We start from the raw sequence: 17044 nt of genomic DNA on the forward strand, positions 1-17044 counted from the left end.
ATCTTTTCAAGATTCGAAAAACTGGATGTGATGTTCACCTTCTTTATCCTGGCTTCACTCATCTCAGACACGGTGATTAACGTGAACAGGCCCTAGGGAGTTGCGCAGGCTGGATACCGGCTTTCCCGTACTGATAATCACCGCCAGGGGCAACTGGTAGGACAAGGTCGAGGGTCTCGAAGCCGGAGCCGATGATTACTTGGTCAAGCCGTTTCACATCGAGGAACTGCTGGCCCGTCTCAATGCACTGCTACGTCGTTCCTCAGGTCATTCGCCCTCCCCAAAAAAAAAATCGAGATCGGCCCCGTCTCTCTCGATACCGCAACCCAATCGGTTTCCTGTCATGGCGACAATGTCGAACTGACGGCCTACGAGTACAAGGTGCTTGAGTACCTGATGATGAACCAGGGAAAAGTGATCTCCAAGACTGAACTGGCAGAACACATCTACGACCAGGACTTTGATCGGGACAGCAATGTGCTGGAAGTGTTCGTAAGGCGGCTCAGGCGCAAGATCGATCCTGATGGCGAGTTGAAACCCATCGAGACCCTGCGGGGCAGGGGCTACCGGTACAATGCCAGTTAACCCGCATGTCTCACCAGTCGGACCGATTTCATCGGGTGAAACATTCAATATCAATATGTTGATGGATCAATAAACATGAAGCCAACATTGCACTCTGTCCTGTCCCGGACCCTGGTGACACATGCGGGCTAAGCCCGGCTCCATTCATCTGCGCCTGCTGCTTGCCGCCAGCCTGGTTCTGGCGGCTTTTCTCGGTCTTGGGGCCTACGCGCTTGATCGTGCTTTTACGGAGAGTACCGAGACGGCAACAAGGGAGCGTTTGCTCGGTTATGTCTACGCACTGCTCGCTGCAGCCGACGAGGATGGGCGGGGACGCATGCGCTTGCCAATGGCGCTTCCGGATCCCCGTTTCTCCAGTCCGGACTCCGGGCTCTATGCCAGGGTGGTGGGAACAGATGACAAGTTTTCCTGGCGCTCCCCATCGCTGGTGGGAAGAAGTTCCTTCGATTTTTTAACTCCTGTAGTTGCAGGCAAGAAGCATTTCAAGCTGCACAAAGCGGGGCGATCTGAATTCAACGTGCTCAATTTCGGCGTGGCCTGGGTGGATGACAGTGGTCGGTAAACCTCCTATACCTTATTCGGTGGCGGAAAATGCGGCGCCTGTAGAAGCCGAGATGAAGGCCTTCAGACAGGCTCTGCTGTTCTGGCTGGGAGGAGCTTCTCTGCTGTTGTTGTTGGCGGTATTACGCTGGGGTTTAAGGCCTTTGCGGCAGGTGGCCGAGGACCTTGGCGGGATCGAGTCAGGGGAAGCGGAGTACCTCAAGGGTGAATACCCTCGTGAGCTGAGCGGACTTACCGGCAGTATCAATTCGCTGATTAGAACAGGACGTGCAAGTCGCGACCGCTACAGAAACAGCCTAGGCGACCTGGCTCACAGTCTCAAGACACCCCTGGCAGTGCTGCTGGGCGCTGCAGAAAGTGCAGAGGACAAGAAACTCAGGGAGGCCGTACAGGAGCAGGTGCCCAGGATGAACGATATCGTTCAGCATCAGCTCAAGCGTGCAGCAGCTTCCGGTCGCGCGGTCCGGTGGAGGTGGGTACTGTGGTTAAGCGGCTTGTGAACAGTCTTGAAAAAGTCTACGTGGACAAGGGGATAGCGTGTACCGCAGAGATCGATGAATCAGCACGTTTCTGGGGTGACGAGGATGACCTGTTTGAGCTGGTGGGAAATCTGCTTGAAAACGCCTTCAAGTACAGCAATAACAGGGTCCGGGTTCTGGTTGAGTCTCCTGTTAAACCAGATAGCGGCGGGGCTGGTATGACGCTGGTGATTGAGGACGATGGGCCCGGTATCGATGGAAAGGATAGGGAGCAGGTCTTGCACAGGGGTAACCGGGTTGATCAGCAGGTACCTGGCCAAGGCATCGGTCTGAGCGTCGCCCATGAGATCATTGCCCTTTATGGCGGTACTTTGCATATTTCCAGTTCCGAGATGGGAGGAGCTATGATCGTGGTGGCGTTGCCATCGCCTTGAGTAGGTAATCAGGGCGTGTCCAGCTGCACTTCAAACTGCGCTTGCTCTACTTCCTGACGCTGGATTTCATATAGCGTGTTGCGGGCAAGGGTCAGCTCGTTGTTGGTGTGATCGAGCTTGTCGATCAATTGGTTTATCAGGTATCTCAATAAGGGCTGAGCCTTGCTGGCATAGTTTAAGAGAAACTGTTTGAAAGGGGCCCGTTTGATTTCCAGCAGGGTTGTGTCGCTGCAGCATAGAACGTTTGCTGTACGCACACCACCTTCGAGAATGGCCGACTCACCAAAGACCTTCTTTTCATTCACGGTTCCCATGTAGATGGCATCGAGGTGATCTTCAGGGTTCTCCTTGGTGAACATCAGGGAGCCGGATGAGACGCATACAGGGCGTTTGCCGGATCGCCTTCCTTTATAGAACATAGTCATCCGCGTCGTAGTCGATTACCGTCGTAATATTGGCCAGGGAACGCAATGCGACTTCATCGAGGGATTGAAACAGCGTGATCTCCTGTAACAGGCCCTGTACATCTTCATAGACCTGGATCGAATCCTGGAACCTGTCCAGTTCCCGCTCCATTGTTTTACGGTCTATTTTGCCGAGCTTGATCAGGGCCTCACCGATAGCCGGTTTGTTGGATTGTATGCAGTCGAGTACGGTTTCGGCCTGGGGTTCGTCGATGAGGCCATGGCGCAGGGCGACATCCATGAAGCTCAGGTCGGTTTCCGCCTGCATGGTGAGGGCCTTGAACACCTGGCTCATGTTCATGGCACCGATTTTTACCGCCATCTTCTCGAATGTGGGGGTCTCTTCCCGTTGTAGGGTCAAGGCTTCAAGGACGTCCGCTTCGCTGATCAGCCTGCGGTCGATAAGGTGTTCGCCAAAGAATTTTTTCTGGCCATGGTCGACTCCCTGTGTCATCAGCCAAATATCTGAGGTTATGAATCATTTGTTCCCATGAGTTCTGGTAGATTTTCGGTAGACATATCTGAAACTTGAGAACTTGGTGAGCATATTTACATTGGAATTGAAGGATTTAAATTCCATTCCCCTATCCCTGGCTCAGCAGATTCCGCATGTCGATTACCGCCGCATTGGCCCGTGAGATGTAAGAGGCCATCACCAGGGAGTAGTTGGCAAATATGCCAAAACCGCCGCCGTTGAGGACCGTGGGGCTGCTCAGGGACTGCTGGGTGGCTTCAAGCTCCCGGATGATCTGGCGCAGACTGACCAGGGCATTCTTTTTTCTCAGAATCTCCTGGAAATCGATCTCCACGGCGTGCAGAAAATGGATCAGTGCCCAGGTAGAGCCTCGCGCTTCGTAGAAGACGTCGTCGATCTCCAGCCAGGGGGTTTGTACCTCGACCCGCTCAGGCGTACTGGTCGACTGGGTAGCCTCCGGATCTCCAGCCAGGTCAGTGTTAATACGCTCCTGTCCAACGCTGGCGCTGAGGCGCTGTGAGAGGCTGCCCAGGCGTTTCTCCACCACCGCCAGCCAGTCCCGCAGGTTGTCTGCCCGGGCGAAAAACTGGGTGGCCTCTTCACCCTGGCTGGAGAGCCCCGCCAGGTAACGGCGCAGCGCTTCGATGCCGGTGCGGTACTCGCTCTCTGTAGCTGGAAAGATCCAGGAGTCGTTACTGAAGTTGAACTGGGGTTCGGCAATGGCCAGGTCCTTGTTCTCCATGGACTGGGACTGGGAACGGCTCATGTCATTACGCAGGGAACGCGCAAGATCCCTGCTTTGTACCAATACGCCGAATTCCCAGTTGGGGATATTGTCCAGGAACACACCGGGGGGGAGTATGTCGTTGCTCAGGTAGCCGCTCGGTTTTTCCAACAGGGTCTCCATCGCTCGCACCAAGGCGGCGGTGGTGTGGGAACCTGTTACCACCGTGGAGCTGCTCTCATTCAACTGAAGGGCGGTGTTCTCCCTGATGTCGAACAAGTCGGGCTCGTAACTCCACAGCATCCCGACGACGAAGAGGATGACGACCAGGGTAAGACTGCCAATCCCGGAACTCCACAGCCAACCCTTCTCCCGCCAGGTTTCCGGGTGGTAAAGATTGATGAGCTGTTGCAGGCGTTCCTTCAGTTGCTCGAGAAGTGATGTCAGGTCCACGGCATATTCCCTGTCGTTCAAAGGGCTTTCAACGGCCAGCTAAAGAGCCAGTTGTGTCATAATCGAAAAATATTATTCGAACAACAATTCTGCCTGATTCTCCGGGTGGCCGCACCTTTGCAACCCCGGGTCCAGGCAAAATCGGAGCAAAACATAATGACACTACATTACGACCTGATTGCCATCGGCGGGGGTAGCGGCGGTCTCTCTGCTGCGGAACGGGCGGCCAAATATGGTGCGAAATGCGCTGTGATCGAGGCGAGCAAACTGGGTGGCACCTGTGTCAATCTCGGCTGTGTACCCAAGAAGGTGATGTGGTACGGCGGCACCATTGCCCATACCCTTAGGGATGCCCCGGACTACGGCTTCGATCTCCAGGTAAACGGCTTCAACTGGAGCGAACTCAAAGCCAAGCGGGATACCTATGTGGGCAATATCAACAGCTGGTATCATACCTATCTGTCGGACTCCAATATCGATGAGATCCAGGGGTTTGCACGCTTTGTGGACAGGAACACCCTGGAGGTGGAGGGCAAGCGCTATACCGCCGATCACATCGTGATCGCGCCGGGTTCCCACGCCATCATTCCCTCAGTGGAAGGGGCGGAACTAGGGGTGACCTCCGACGGCTTTTTTGATTTTGAAGAGCAACCCAGGCGGGTGGCCATCGTAGGTAGTGGCTACATTGCGGTGGAGATCGCCGGTGTACTCAATGCCATGGGCTCCGATGTCACCATGTTCCTGCGTCGCGAGCACCTGCTGCGTAAATTCGATGCCATGTTGCGCGAGACCCTGATGGAGGGGATGCTCAACGATGGTGTGAACATTATCTCCTCTGCCCAGTTGGAAAGGGTGGTTAAATCTGATGATGGCACCCTGGAGATTCAGTGTGCAAACCAACAGGTTCACAGTGGCTTCGACAAATTGATCTGGGCGATAGGAAGGGCGCCATCCTCTGTTGGGCTGGATCTTGAAATGGCTGGCGTCGAGGTGGATGAGGGCGGTTTCATCAAGGTGGATGAATTCCAGAATACCAATGTCCCTGGCGTGTATGCCATGGGTGATGTCACCGATGCACCTCAGCTCACTCCCGTGGCGATTGCTGCTGCCCGGCGTCTTTCAGACCGGCTGTTCGGGGGGATGAAGGGCCGCAAGCTCGATTACGATCTGGTCCCCACGGTGGTCTTTTCCCATCCGCCTATCGGTACCGTTGGGCTGACCGAAGGGGAGGCTCGAGAGACCCACGGCGAGGCGGTGAAAATCTACCAGACACGTTTCACTCCGATGTACAACGCCTTTACCAAGCACGAAAGCAAGGTGGCAATGAAGCTGGTGTGTGTCGGTGCCCAGGAGAAGGTCGTGGGCTGCCACATGATCGGATTGGGCTGTGACGAGATGTTACAGGGCTTTGCGGTGGCAATTCGCATGGGAGCGACAAAGAGGGACTTCGACGACACCATTGCCATTCATCCTACCGCGTCTGAAGAGTTGGTCACGATGCGTTGATGGCACCTAAATGGTAGGAGTGAACTTGTTCGCGATCGGAGTTGAATTAATACCCGATCCTTATCGCGAACAAGTTCGCTCCTACAAAAAACCTTTAGCGTGAGGCGTTGGCAGCGGCCAACCGCTTTAGATAGGCCTGCCAGTTTTCTTCCTGTTGCGTGCCGAGTTCGTAAAGGTAGCGCCAGTCATAAAGGCCAGAGTTGTGGCCGTCATCGAAGAACAGCTTTACGGCATACTGGCCGACCATCCTGATATCCTCTATCCCAACATCTCTCTTGCCGCTCACCAGGATGCTGCCGCTGCTGCCCCGTCTGGCACGCACTTCCCCGGAAGGGGAGAAGACACGCAGGTATTCACAGGGCAGTTTGAAACAGGCACCATCGTCAAAGCGTACCTCGAGCACTTTTGATTTACTGTGCAGGGTGATGTCAACGGGAATCGGGTGATCGCTCATAGGCTGTTTCCGATCCAGGGGATTATTCGAGGGAGAGTATGAATTCCCACTGCTCCTGGCTGATGGGCATGATGGAGAGCCGGTTGCCCTTTCGGACCAACGGGCACTCGGCCAGGGAAGTGTCCGCGAACTCTTTCAGCTCCTTCAGGGAGATGGTTCGCTTGGTGTGGCGCTTGTACTTTACATCCACCATGTACCAGCGCGGATTATCAGGGTCGCTCTTCGGGTCGTAGTATTTCTGTTCGGGATCGAAGGCGGTGTGATCCGGATACCTCTCCTTGACGACTTCCATGATGCCGACGATACCCGGCTCGTCGCAGTTGGAATGGTAGAAGAAACAGAGATCACCCTTTTTCATCTCATCCCGCATCATGTTTCGGGCCTGGTAGTTCCTCACGCCGTCCCAGGGTTCTCTCTTTTTGGGGCGGGATTTCAGGTGGTCGATGCCAAAGACATCGGGTTCAGACTTCATTAGCCAGTAATTCATCCAATTTTGTCCATGTAATATGGTTGTCTGTTCTGAGTGGGATTATACCCAAAGAACTCATTCAGGATTCCAGGCGAATAGAACGGATTAAATGGCAAGGGACAGAAATGAAACACCGCCCAGGGAGGCAGTATTGTTCCGATTCCCTGGGCGGTATTTGAGTCCCCAAGAGAGGACTCTAGGTTCAGTATCCACAAGTCAAAATTTCATGCAATGGAACCAGGGGAGAACCTGGACGCCAGGATGGATTTCATTGCTGTGTATCAAAAATATTACGGTTTTTCACGACCAGAAATCCTAACCTGCGGTGGGAGATCGCAATTAATGGGTGGAATCGAGGTTCTGCAGCATGTGCTGGAAGTTTTTCAGCCGCTGGGGATCGATCTTGCCCGCTTCTACAGCCTCATGAAGGGCGCAGCCTGGTTCCTTGTCGTGTCGGCAGTTGCTGAAACGGCAGTGACCGAGGTAGCCACCAAATTCTGCGAATCCGCGTTCAAGGTGTCGGCGGTCGATATCCCCGAACCGGAAGCTGCGCACTCCGGGCGAATCGATCAGGTTACCGCCGTGGGACAGGGTGTAGAAAGTGGTTGTGGATGTGGTGTGTTTACCCAGGCCGCTGGCATGGGAGAGCTTGCCCACCTGGATGTTCAGATCGGGCAGCAGGGCATTTATCAGGGACGACTTGCCGACACCGGACTGTCCGACCAGGATGCTGGTCTCTTCGTTGAGTTGTTCGAGTAGCGGGTCCAGTCCGTGTTCGTATTTTGCACTGATCAGGATCACGGGATAGCCGATGGATGCGTAGTGGCTGAACTCATCTTCGAATTTTGTACGTGAAGCATCATCCAGCAGGTCACTCTTGTTCAAGGTAATCAGGGCCTTTACCCCGATGTTTTCGGCGGCTACCAGGTATTGATCCACCAGGTACTGGCTGGGAGGCGGTTCCGGTGCCATGACGATCACCAGTTGAGTGATATTGGCTGCCAGGGGTTTCTCCTCGCCACTGAAGTTGGGTCTTACCAGGGCGGTTTGACGATCCAGGATGGCGGTCACTACGCCGTTGCCCTCGGTGGTGGGTTGCCAGACGACCCGGTCACCGCAGACGACGTGTCCGATGTTTTGCCGGAACAGGCAATGGATCAACTCTCCCTGTTCATTCTCCACCACCAGGTTCTGTCCATAGCGTGTGATGACAAGGCCGGGACGGAATTCATTTTTTTCAGCTTCGTGCAGGGCCGCTTCGGCACGGGTCTCCATGCGCTGGCGCCGGCGATCCTGTATCGCCTTGATTCGCTCCTTCTGGCGCCGGGAGAGTCTGCGCTTGGCCATCCGCTATTTATTAAAATGGTAAAACTTGAGGTTCAGGTATTCAGCGGCGTTCTCCACATCCTCGTCGAACCATTGAAGTCCAAGTGAGAGTTTACAGCGGCGAACCTGCTTGGAGAGTCCAACACGGCTTTGCACCATTCTGTTTCCGCGGGTGTAGACATCGTTTCCATGGCAGCTGTAGCAGTTTTCATTAACCAGTTCTTTTCCGGTATCTGCATCGGGTGTTTCCGCCTGCACGCTTGATGTGACAGCGGCCAGCAGAATGCCGGTGATGACGAGTGCTCTCATGTGCTCGGTTCTCCTTGCAGTTATTAAGTGTCAATTTTAGATGAGAGATGGGTAATACGCACAGGCGCCGGTGGATGACTGTCGTGGTATGCAGAGTAGAACGGGTCCGGCGTCAGGGTACTGGCGTTCTCTTTGTAGAGTTTGACCAGTGCCGTGATCAGATGTTCAGCCCCGGTATTTTTATGGGCAAAGTCATCCGCTTCGAATTCATGGCGCCTGGAGAGCCAGTTGCCCGCCGGCTGCATGAACTGTGTGAATACCGGTACGCTGATCATGAAGAGCAGCAGGGCCAGTGCATTCGAGGTGTTTTCGACCCCAAGTCCCTGGTAAAACCAGGGTTGTGTGGAGAGCCAGCCAAGAAGCCACAGGCCGACCAGCGTGAACGCCATGGCGATAACCAGGTGCTTCAGCGCATGGCGTTTTTTGAAGTGCCCCAGTTCATGGGCAAGTACCGCCTCGGTCTCCTGGTCCTCGAGGCTTTCGATCAGGGTGTCGAAGAAGACGATACGCTTGCTGCGACCGAAACCGGTGAAGTAGGCATTGCCGTGGCCGGAACGCTTGGAGCCGTCCATGACAAAGATGCCCTTGCTGGTAAAGCCGCACCGGTCAAGCAGGCTGTCGATACGCGCTTTCAGGGAGCCCTCCTCCAGGGGAGTGAACTTGTTGAACAGGGGGGCAATGACGGTGGGGTACAGCCAGGTGACCGTCAGCATGAAAGCGACCCACACCAACCAGGCGGCAAACCACCAGTATTTACCCGCTCCCTCCATCAGCCAGAGCACCGCCCATAGCAGTGGTACGCCAAGAACCAGGCCAATGACAGTCTGCAGCAGCAGATCCAGCATAAAACGCTTGGGGGTGGTGCGGTTGAAACCGAATCGCTCCTCCAGCACGAAGGTGCGATAGATGCCGAAAGGGAGATCGATCACCCTGTTTACCAGGGAGAAGGTGAGGATCAACCCGATGCCGGTAATCACACTGCCCCAGGGTGAATCCATCCACAGCGAGTCGAGCAGGTTGATGCCGCCGCCCAGGGTCCAGGCAAGCAGCACCAGGACGCCAAACACGAGTTCAATGCGGCCCAGTGAGAGTTTGGCGCAGGAGTAGTCTGCTGCCTTCTGATGCTCCTGCAGCGAGACCTTGTCGGTAAAGGCCTTCGGGACCTGGTCCCTGTGGCTTGTGATGTGGCGCTGGTGTCTCTGGATCAACCAAAGTTCTATGAGCAGGCCGGTGGCAAGGGCGGCCAGAAATACAGTTGTGAACATATGCATGGCGTAAGGATACAGACAAGTGACAAGCTCTGCTAGAATGCAACCTATTAACCCAATACCCTCCAGGAAATAACGAATTAGCTACCAGGAGTGCCCATGGCGCAGGACCCCCAGAATCTGATCTGGACCGATCTCGAAATGACCGGCCTCGACCCTCTGAATGACAGGGTCATTGAAATTGCCACCATCGTTACCGACGTCAATCTCAATATCCTCGCCGAGGGCCCTGTAATCGCCATCCACCAGCCCGATGATGTCCTGGATGCCATGGATGAGTGGAACACCAATCAGCATGGCGGATCCGGTTTGACCGAGCGTGTCAGGCAGAGCAGCTACAGCGAAGACGATGCCCAAAGGATGACCATCGAGTTTCTCAGCCAGTATGTGCCCCAGGGGACGTCACCCATGTGCGGCAACAGCATCTGCCAGGACCGGCGTTTCATGGCCCGCTGGATGCCCGAGCTGGAGGTCTTTTTCCACTACCGCAATCTTGATGTCAGCGCCATCAAGGAGCTGGCAATACGCTGGGCGCCGGAAGTGGCAAACAGCCTGGAGAAAAAGGGAGCACACCTCGCGTTGGACGATATCAAGGACTCCATCGACGAACTCATCCATTACAGGGAACACTTCCTCAGGCTTCCTGAAGCACAGGGCTGAATTGGATTGTGTAGGAGCGAATTTGTTCGCGATCAGCGTTTATTTACGCTCAGATCGCGAATAATACCCGAAGGGTACGATGATTCGCTCCTACATTGTTTCCCGGAATCCCGGGATTGAGCTGTTTCTTTACTCAAGTTGCTCCTGTATATCCTGCGTAGGAGCAGATCACTGATGCTACGAAGCGATGTCACCGGATGTGGTATGCCGGATCAGCGCCCAATTGACATGCTCCCGCACCAACTCGGAAGGGTGGCTGGACCTCGCTTTCAGGGCATCGACAACCAGTGAAGTGGTTTCCGCGTTGCCCAGCGCAACGGCGATATTGCGCAGCCAGCGCTCGTGGCCCAGTCTGCGAATGGCCGAACCCTCCATGCGTTCCAGAAAATCCTCTTCGGACCAGGCAAACAGATCCACCAGCTGCGAACTGTTCAACCCATGTCTCGGCAGGAAATCCTGCTCCCCAGTCGATTTGGCAAAACGGTTCCAGGGGCAGGCGAGCAGGCAGTCGTCGCAGCCGTAGACCCGGTTGCCTATCAGTGGGCGAAACTCAAGCGGTATGGTGCCGTGCAGTTCGATGGTGAGGTAGGAGATACAGCGTCGCGCATCCACCTGGTAGGGGGCGACGATGGCACGGGTGGGACAGACATCGATGCAGGCCTGGCAGCGACCGCAGTGGTTGCTCTCGGCTTCATCTGAAGGCAGGGGGAGGTCGGTGTAGAGTTCACCCAGGAAAAACCAGCCCCCTGCGTGTCGGTTTACCAGGTTGGTGTGTTTTCCTGCCCAGCCCAGTCCCGCCTTCTCAGCCAGTGATTTCTCCAGTACAGGTGCCGAGTCCACGAAAACCCGGTAGCCAAATTCTCCCACCTCCTGCTCCATCCGCTTTGCAAGTTTCTGCAGACGGTTACGCATCAGCTTGTGATAGTCCCGCCCCAGGGCGTAGCGGGAGATATAGCCCAGGCTACTGTCATTCAGTATGCCCGTGGGGTTGTCGTCGCCGGGAAGGTAGTCCATGCGCACGGAGATGATGCGCAGGGTACCCGGTACCAATTCCTCGGGGCGGCTGCGTTTACTGCCGTGGCTTACCATGTAAGCCATCTCTCCGTGGCAGCCTTGATCCGCCCATTCATTGAAACGGGCTTCGGCAACTGTCAGATCGGTGTCGCAGATTCCCACCTGCTGGAAACCGAGCTCAGCCCCCCAGCGCTTGATATCGCCGGCCAGCTTGCTGAAGTCGTCGTCTGTCGGCTGTCTGTTCATCGGTGCACTATAACTAGGGCCTGTTAACACTAATTAAAACATGTCTGCTGTGGCCATTTTTTTGCACAGCAAGGCAGAAGGAGTGCAGTGTATTGTACATACATAAACGACTGATAACGCAGCTGGGCGGAAAAATGGCCGCAGCCCTTCGGGTTGTCCCTGAAAAAGCGCCACTCAGCGTGGCCTACATGGATGTAGGTCAGGAGCGTGAGCTGGGAGCGGTAAGCTTTGCTCGTTGCTTATTTGGAATGACCAAACTACGCGCCTGGCGCCTTGATTGGCACTTTTTCAGGGGCAACAGGCACGATTCAATTAGTGTTAACAGGCCCTAAATGCTTCATCAGAAACCGCCAACAGACAGACACGCTTCCAACAGCGCTATACCGTGCAGAGCAGGTAAGAGAGCTGGATCGGATTGCGATCCAGGATTTCAATATTCCGGGTCGCACGTTGATGGAGCGTGCCGGAGAGGCCGCCTTCGAATTGCTGAACAGGGTGCGGCCTGGGGTGAAGGATATTACGGTTGTCTGCGGGGTCGGAAACAACGGGGGCGACGGCTACGTGGTGGCACAACTCGCCCTGGAGTCCGGTATGGCGTGCCGGGTCCTGCAGCTCGGGGACCCCTCGAAAATCAGTGGCGATGCGCTGACCTGTGCAGAGGCTTACGCCGAGGCCGGTGGCGAGGTGAGGGCATTCGATCAGATACAGGAGAGTACCGAGCTGGTCGTGGATGGCGTTTTCGGTACCGGCCTGGAACGTGAAGTGGAGGGCAGCTGGCGGGATGCCCTGGCAGCGATTAATGCCCATCCGGCTCCTGTTGTCGCACTGGATATCCCGTCCGGGCTGCATTCGGATACCGGGCAGGTTCTGGGTATCGCCGTCGATGCGGTGGCGACAGCGAGTTTTATTGGTCTCAAGCAGGGGTTGTTCACGGGGCATGGCCCCGACTGTTGCGGCAGCATTGTTTTCGATGATCTGGATGTGCCATCGGAGATCTATAAAGGGATAACTCCTTCAGTCAGGCGTATTGACTGGGCACGAGAGAGAACGCGGCTCAAACCGAGAAAGCGCAGTGCTCACAAGGGTGATTTCGGCCATCTGCTCGTGGTTGGCGGTGACCATGGATATGCCGGCGCGGTTCGCATGGCGGCGGAGGCGGCAGCAAGAAGCGGTGCAGGCCTGGTCTCTGTGGCTACCCGGAATGCCCATGCGGCAGCAATCAGCGTTGCACGTCCCGAGTTGATGTGCAGGGGCGTTGAGACAGCAGATGCACTTGCGCCACTGCTGGCGCAGGCGACTGCCGTTGCCATAGGTCCAGGGCTTGGCCAGGGCGACTGGGGACAGCAGCTCCTCGGTCGGGTGCTGGAGTCAACGTTGCCCATTGTGCTGGATGCCGATGCATTGAACCTGTTGGCAGTCGATCCTGAACAGTCCAATAACTGGATACTGACACCCCATCCGGGTGAAGCGGGTCGCATGCTGGGTATCGCTTCCGCCCAGGTACAGGAGGACCGCTTCGACGCCGCGCAACAGATTCAGCAAAAATTTGGCGGAACCGTCCTGCTCAAAGGGACGGGTACTCTGATCGTCACAGGCAACCAGACACTGCTCTGTACCGATGGTAATCCCGGCATGGCGAGTGGAGGAATGGGGGATGTATTGACCGGCGTAATCGGAGCCCTGCTGGCCCAGGGTTTTTCCCAGGTGGATGCGACGACCATGGGCGCCTGCCTCCATGGTGCAGCCGCTGATCGCGTGGCGCTGGTGGGAGAACGGGGCATGCTGGCCACCGACCTGATTCCCCAGCTCAGAAAGCTGGTCAACCCGGAGGTGGACCGGTGAACCTGGAAGCCAACACGCCCGATCAGCAGGAAGCACTGGGAGGCATCCTGGCGGACGCCTGTCCCGAACGGTGTGTAATCTATCTCGAAGGGAACCTGGGGGCCGGTAAGACGACCCTGGTGAGAGGGTTTCTCAGATCCATGGGCTATGAAGGCGCGGTCAAGAGTCCGACCTATACCCTGCTGGAGCCCTACGACCTGGGAAGCAGGAGTTGTTACCATTTCGACCTCTACCGCCTGTCCGATCCAGGGGAGCTGGAGTATCTCGGTATCCGCGACCTGCTGGAAGAGAATGCGATCCTGCTGATCGAATGGCCGGAAAAGGGGGTGGGTGAGCTGCCTCCCGCTGATCTCTGGGTGCATATCCACTACCAGGGAGAGGGGCGACGCCTGGAGTTGGTGTCTGAAACCCCTTCAGGATCAAAGGTTATTGAAGAAATTGATAGGCGCTTGCAGGCATAACTTAAAGCAGAGATAAAGAAAAGCATCCTATCTTTAGGAATTTTCTGGAATTTATCTTATGGCTATGCTATTTTTCAACCATAACCGGGATGAATCTCGACGATGGTCTGAAAAAATGAAGAAAATCGCCGCATTCCTATTGCTGTTCATAACACTGCCTGTCCTGGCTCAACAGACACAGGTAGACAACATGCGACTCTGGGCTGCTCCTGACCACACCCGCCTAGTGCTGGATACCAGCGCACAGGTGGAGCACACCCTTTTCAGCCTCGAAAACCCCAGCCGGCTGGTCATCGATCTCAAGAATGCAAAGCTCAAGGGTGTCCTTCCGGACACCGGCAAAGACCCCGTGATCGGGAAACTTCGCAGTGCCGCCAGAAACAAAAAAGACCTGCGCGTGGTGCTCGATCTCAAAACCAAGGTTAAACCCAAGAGTTTCGTGCTGAAGCCCAATCGCCAGTATGGACACCGACTGGTTGTCGATCTGTTCCCAACTGCAGATAAGGGCAAGAAAGCGGCAAAGAAAGTGGTCAAGTCGGTCAATGACAACGGTCCACGGGATGTGGTGATCGCTATCGATGCAGGACATGGCGGTGAAGATCCGGGTGCCAAGGGCCGGCGCGGTTCCTACGAGAAGAACGTGGTACTGGCCATTGCGCGCAAACTTTCACGGTTGGTGGAGAAAGAGCGAGGCATGAAGCCGGTCATGATCCGCAAGGGGGATTACTACCTCGGATTGCGCAAGCGCATGAAACTGGCCCGGGAGAGTCGTGCGGATCTCTTCATCTCCATTCACGCCGATGCCTTCAGGGATTCCCGTGTGCGGGGCTCATCGGTCTATACCCTCTCCCGCAGGGGGGCTTCATCCGAGGCCGCGCGTTGGTTGGCGAAACGTGAGAACAGTGCTGACCTGGTCGGCGGGGTCACCCTGGAAGACAAGGACGAGGTACTGGCCTCTGTGCTGCTCGATCTCTCCCAGACAGCGACCCAACAGGCCAGTCACCAAGCTGCACAGGCGGTATTCAGCCAGCTCAAGCGCCAGGGAAAGACCCACAAGAACACGGTTCAGAAAGCGGGTTTCATGGTGCTGAAGTCACCTGATGTCCCCTCCATGCTTGTAGAAACCGCCTTCATCTCCAATCCCTCCGAGGAACGCAAGCTCAACGATCCCGCTCACCAGCAACGCCTGGTCAATGCAATCATGAAGGGTATACGTTCTTACTTCAGGCAGAGCCCGCCTCCCGGCACACTGCTGGCCCAGGCCGCGCCCAAGAAACACACCATCGAACGCGGCGACACATTGTCGGGCATTGCCGAGCAGTACCAGATCAGCCTGAGCCAGCTGCGTAGCGCCAACGGACTCTCCGGTGATCGCATAAGAATAGGCCAGGTGTTGAGCATTCCAGGCACGTGATAAACTTCCAGTACTGAATTGGCACATACAAGAACGGCGCCATGGGCGCCGTTCTTTTTTTGATTGATTACTGTTGTCCTGACTATGAGAATCCATGCGCTGCCCCCTCAACTGATCAACCAGATTGCCGCCGGCGAGGTGGTCGAGCGCCCGGCCTCGGTGGTCAAGGAACTGGTGGAAAACAGTCTTGATGCCGGGGCCCAGCGAATTGATGTGGAAGTGGAGCAGGGCGGTGTCAGGCTGATCCGGGTCAGGGATAACGGCTATGGCATTCATCACGACGATATGGCCCTCGCCCTGTCCCGCCATGCCACCAGCAAGATCGGCAACCTTGAGGACCTGGAGCGGGTTGCAAGCATGGGATTCAGGGGCGAGGCCCTGCCCAGCATTGCATCTGTATCCCGCATGACCATGCAGTCGAGAGAGGCCGCCTCCGAAGGCGGCTGGCAAGTGAGCGGCGACGGCAGTGAGAAGGTCGAAGCGCCCTTGCCGGTGGCGCATCCCGTGGGTACGACCATCGAGGTTCGGGACCTCTTCTACAACACCCCGGCCAGGCGCAAGTTCCTGCGTACCGAGAAGACAGAGTTTGGTCACATCGAGACGTTGATCAAGCGCCTGGCGATGAGTCGCTTCGATGTGGCCTTCAGTCTTCAGCATAACCGTCGCGAGATCATTCGGCTGCCGGCGGCGACCGAGCAGGCCGAGATGGAACGGCGGCTCAGCGAACTGCTTGGCCCCGCGTTTCTCGAACAGGCCCTCTTCTTCGACCAGGAGAAGCTTGGTTTGCGACTCTCGGGATGGGTGGCCCGCCCGACTTTTTCACGCAGCCAGGCGGACATGCAGTACTTCTATGTCAACGGTCGCATGGTCAGGGACAAACTGGTGACCCACGCCGTAAGGCAGTCTTTTCAGGATGTGCTCTATCATGGCCGCCATCCCGCCTACGTGCTCTACCTGGAACTCGATCCCATGCTGGTGGATGTCAACGTGCACCCCACCAAGCACGAAGTGAGGTTCAGGGACGGGCGCCTGGTCCACGATTATCTCTTTCGTACCCTGCACAAGGTGCTCTCCGAGACCCGCCCCGGAGGGGAGGTGGTGGATACCGAGACCGGAGAGGTGCTGGAACCTGTCCCATCCCATATGAGTGACTACACGCCTTCTGCAACACCGGAAGCATCACAGCCTGCCTATCAGCGACCGTTCAGTTTTAAAGTGCAGGAGCGGACGCCAAGCTATGCCCCGAGCTTTGATATCCAGCGGCCGGCAACCACGGCGGTGTCAACACTCCCTGAAGAGGAGAGTACCGAATCGCCACCTCTGGGTTATGCCCTGGCCCAGCTGAAAGGCATCTATATCCTGGCTGAGAATGGACAGGGGATGGTGCTGGTGGATATGCATGCCGCCCACGAGCGGATTACATACGAGCGCTTCAAGCAGTCCCTGGATGGCAACGGGATTGCCACTCAGCCGCTCCTCGTGCCGGTGTCGGTGGCGGTCAGTTCCCGGGAGGCGGATTTGGCAGAGGAGCAGTCGGCCCTGTTCGAGAACCTGGGTATGGAGATTGGCCGCCTCGGCAAGGAGACCCTGGTGGTGCGCTCCATCCCTGTGCTGCTGCATGGTGCTGATGCCGAGAAGCTGTTGCGTGACGTTCTTGCAGACCTCGTGGTCCATGGTGGCAGTGACCGGATCAAGGCGGAGATCAACAACGTACTCGCAACCATGGCCTGTCACGGGTCCGTCAGGGCCAACCGGCGTCTGACCGTTGAAGAGATGAACGCACTGCTGCGGGACATGGAGCGTACGGAGCGCAGTGACCAGTGCAACCATGGCAGGCCGACCTGGGTTCAGCTGGAACTGGGCGACCTGGACAAACTCTTCATGCGGGGGCAGTGATAGC

The 17044-nt window shown here is 56.2% G+C and carries 18 protein-coding genes and 1 pseudogene; 10 read left to right on the forward strand and 9 right to left on the reverse strand.

Annotation, left to right across the window (positions count from 1 at the left end; all coding sequences use genetic code 11):
* Nucleotides 1-118: 118 nt before the first annotated feature.
* The 4 genes and pseudogenes from BOW53_RS10620 to BOW53_RS13385 all read left to right on the forward strand — a co-directional run.
* Nucleotides 119-585 (forward strand): annotated as a pseudogene (locus tag BOW53_RS10620) (winged helix-turn-helix domain-containing protein); the annotation flags it as partial.
* A gap of 121 nt (nt 586-706) precedes the next feature.
* Nucleotides 707-1147: a hypothetical protein gene (locus BOW53_RS13375; protein ID WP_245832114.1), complete on the forward strand. Its 441-nt coding sequence runs from the start codon at nt 707-709 to the stop codon at nt 1145-1147.
* Nucleotides 1137-1646: a histidine kinase dimerization/phospho-acceptor domain-containing protein gene (locus BOW53_RS13380; protein ID WP_245832115.1), complete on the forward strand. Its 510-nt coding sequence runs from the start codon at nt 1137-1139 to the stop codon at nt 1644-1646. Before BOW53_RS13375 ends, BOW53_RS13380 begins: the two co-directional genes overlap by 11 nt.
* Nucleotides 1628-2059 (forward strand): ATP-binding protein, encoded by a 432-nt coding sequence (locus BOW53_RS13385; protein ID WP_245832116.1) that lies wholly within the window; start codon nt 1628-1630, stop codon nt 2057-2059. Before BOW53_RS13380 ends, BOW53_RS13385 begins: the two co-directional genes overlap by 19 nt.
* Nucleotides 2060-2067: 8 nt before the next feature.
* On the opposite strand, the gene BOW53_RS10630 is transcribed toward BOW53_RS13385, so the two are convergent.
* From BOW53_RS10630 to BOW53_RS10640, 3 genes are all read right to left on the reverse strand, one after another.
* Nucleotides 2068-2478 carry a cyclic nucleotide-binding domain-containing protein gene (locus BOW53_RS10630; RefSeq protein WP_172838871.1) on the reverse strand — a complete coding sequence of 137 codons (411 nt, stop codon included), beginning with the start codon at nt 2476-2478 and terminating at the stop codon, nt 2068-2070.
* A complete protein-coding gene (locus BOW53_RS10635) occupies nt 2468-2977 on the reverse strand; it encodes a hypothetical protein (RefSeq protein WP_078487966.1) in 510 nt (169 codons plus the stop codon). The genes BOW53_RS10630 and BOW53_RS10635 overlap by 11 nt, the downstream gene beginning before the upstream one ends.
* 130 nt (nt 2978-3107) lie before the next feature.
* A complete protein-coding gene (locus BOW53_RS10640) occupies nt 3108-4124 on the reverse strand; it encodes a DUF2333 family protein (protein WP_245832119.1) in 1017 nt (338 codons plus the stop codon).
* Between the two features lie 207 nt (nt 4125-4331).
* Between BOW53_RS10640 and gorA the strand changes: the two genes are divergently transcribed.
* Complete coding sequence (gene gorA / locus BOW53_RS10645) at nt 4332-5681, forward strand: glutathione-disulfide reductase (RefSeq protein ID WP_078487967.1); 1350 nt, start codon at nt 4332-4334, stop codon at nt 5679-5681.
* Between the two features lie 94 nt (nt 5682-5775).
* On the opposite strand, the gene BOW53_RS10650 is transcribed toward gorA, so the two are convergent.
* The 5 genes from BOW53_RS10650 to BOW53_RS10670 all read right to left on the reverse strand — a co-directional run bounded on the left by BOW53_RS10650 (nt 5776) and on the right by BOW53_RS10670 (nt 9504).
* Nucleotides 5776-6135 carry a gamma-butyrobetaine hydroxylase family protein gene (locus BOW53_RS10650; RefSeq protein WP_078487968.1) on the reverse strand — a complete coding sequence of 120 codons (360 nt, stop codon included), beginning with the start codon at nt 6133-6135 and terminating at the stop codon, nt 5776-5778.
* Between the two features lie 22 nt (nt 6136-6157).
* Nucleotides 6158-6622 carry an EVE domain-containing protein gene (locus tag BOW53_RS10655; protein ID WP_078487969.1) on the reverse strand — a complete coding sequence of 155 codons (465 nt, stop codon included), beginning with the start codon at nt 6620-6622 and terminating at the stop codon, nt 6158-6160.
* Nucleotides 6623-6943: 321 nt separating this feature from the next.
* The gene (gene rsgA, locus BOW53_RS10660) at nt 6944-7951 is read right to left on the reverse strand and encodes a small ribosomal subunit biogenesis GTPase RsgA (protein WP_078487970.1); all 1008 of its coding nucleotides are present in this window, start codon (nt 7949-7951) and stop codon (nt 6944-6946) included.
* A 3-nt stretch (nt 7952-7954) separates the two neighbouring features.
* Nucleotides 7955-8239 (reverse strand): cytochrome c, encoded by a 285-nt coding sequence (locus BOW53_RS10665; protein ID WP_078487971.1) that lies wholly within the window; start codon nt 8237-8239, stop codon nt 7955-7957.
* 23 nt (nt 8240-8262) lie between these two features.
* Nucleotides 8263-9504, reverse strand: a complete 1242-nt coding sequence (locus BOW53_RS10670) for a M48 family metallopeptidase (RefSeq protein WP_342748431.1) — start codon at nt 9502-9504, stop codon at nt 8263-8265.
* A gap of 102 nt (nt 9505-9606) precedes the next feature.
* Here BOW53_RS10670 and orn point away from each other — a divergent pair, with 102 nt between their 5' ends.
* The gene (orn, locus tag BOW53_RS10675; protein ID WP_078487973.1) at nt 9607-10167 is read left to right on the forward strand and encodes an oligoribonuclease; all 561 of its coding nucleotides are present in this window, start codon (nt 9607-9609) and stop codon (nt 10165-10167) included.
* Nucleotides 10168-10344: 177 nt separating this feature from the next.
* Here the strand turns inward: orn and queG are convergent, their stop codons facing one another.
* Complete coding sequence (gene queG, locus BOW53_RS10680; RefSeq protein WP_078487974.1) at nt 10345-11427, reverse strand: tRNA epoxyqueuosine(34) reductase QueG; 1083 nt, start codon at nt 11425-11427, stop codon at nt 10345-10347.
* Between the two features lie 315 nt (nt 11428-11742).
* Here queG and BOW53_RS10685 point away from each other — a divergent pair, with 315 nt between their 5' ends.
* The 4 genes from BOW53_RS10685 to mutL all read left to right on the forward strand — a co-directional run bounded on the left by BOW53_RS10685 (nt 11743) and on the right by mutL (nt 17040).
* A complete protein-coding gene (locus BOW53_RS10685; protein WP_245832117.1) occupies nt 11743-13269 on the forward strand; it encodes an NAD(P)H-hydrate dehydratase in 1527 nt (508 codons plus the stop codon).
* Nucleotides 13266-13730, forward strand: a complete 465-nt coding sequence (gene tsaE, locus BOW53_RS10690; RefSeq protein WP_078487975.1) for a tRNA (adenosine(37)-N6)-threonylcarbamoyltransferase complex ATPase subunit type 1 TsaE — start codon at nt 13266-13268, stop codon at nt 13728-13730. Before BOW53_RS10685 ends, tsaE begins: the two co-directional genes overlap by 4 nt.
* Nucleotides 13731-13788: 58 nt before the next feature.
* Nucleotides 13789-15144 (forward strand): N-acetylmuramoyl-L-alanine amidase, encoded by a 1356-nt coding sequence (locus BOW53_RS10695; RefSeq protein WP_245832118.1) that lies wholly within the window; start codon nt 13789-13791, stop codon nt 15142-15144.
* An 84-nt stretch (nt 15145-15228) separates the two neighbouring features.
* Nucleotides 15229-17040: a DNA mismatch repair endonuclease MutL gene (mutL, locus tag BOW53_RS10700; protein ID WP_078487976.1), complete on the forward strand. Its 1812-nt coding sequence runs from the start codon at nt 15229-15231 to the stop codon at nt 17038-17040.
* Nucleotides 17041-17044 lie beyond the last annotated feature (4 nt).

The organism is Solemya velesiana gill symbiont (genome assembly GCF_002020805.1).
In the GTDB taxonomy this organism is placed as follows: Bacteria; Pseudomonadota; Gammaproteobacteria; order Chromatiales; family Chromatiaceae; genus Sedimenticola_A.

Coding starts and splice junctions, on each gene's coding strand:
- BOW53_RS13375 (WP_245832114.1), top strand. CDS start 707: ATGCGGGCTAAGCCCGGCTCCATTCATCTGCGCCTGCTGCTTGCCGCC.
- BOW53_RS10630 (WP_172838871.1), bottom strand. CDS start 2,478: ATGTTCTATAAAGGAAGGCGATCCGGCAAACGCCCTGTATGCGTCTCA.
- BOW53_RS10635 (WP_078487966.1), bottom strand. CDS start 2,977: ATGACACAGGGAGTCGACCATGGCCAGAAAAAATTCTTTGGCGAACAC.
- gorA (WP_078487967.1), top strand. CDS start 4,332: ATGACACTACATTACGACCTGATTGCCATCGGCGGGGGTAGCGGCGGT.
- BOW53_RS10650 (WP_078487968.1), bottom strand. CDS start 6,135: ATGAGCGATCACCCGATTCCCGTTGACATCACCCTGCACAGTAAATCA.
- BOW53_RS10655 (WP_078487969.1), bottom strand. CDS start 6,622: ATGAATTACTGGCTAATGAAGTCTGAACCCGATGTCTTTGGCATCGAC.
- rsgA (WP_078487970.1), bottom strand. CDS start 7,951: ATGGCCAAGCGCAGACTCTCCCGGCGCCAGAAGGAGCGAATCAAGGCG.
- BOW53_RS10665 (WP_078487971.1), bottom strand. CDS start 8,239: ATGAGAGCACTCGTCATCACCGGCATTCTGCTGGCCGCTGTCACATCA.
- BOW53_RS10670 (WP_342748431.1), bottom strand. CDS start 9,504: ATGTTCACAACTGTATTTCTGGCCGCCCTTGCCACCGGCCTGCTCATA.
- orn (WP_078487973.1), top strand. CDS start 9,607: ATGGCGCAGGACCCCCAGAATCTGATCTGGACCGATCTCGAAATGACC.
- queG (WP_078487974.1), bottom strand. CDS start 11,427: ATGAACAGACAGCCGACAGACGACGACTTCAGCAAGCTGGCCGGCGAT.
- BOW53_RS10695 (WP_245832118.1), top strand. CDS start 13,789: ATGGCTATGCTATTTTTCAACCATAACCGGGATGAATCTCGACGATGG.
- mutL (WP_078487976.1), top strand. CDS start 15,229: ATGAGAATCCATGCGCTGCCCCCTCAACTGATCAACCAGATTGCCGCC.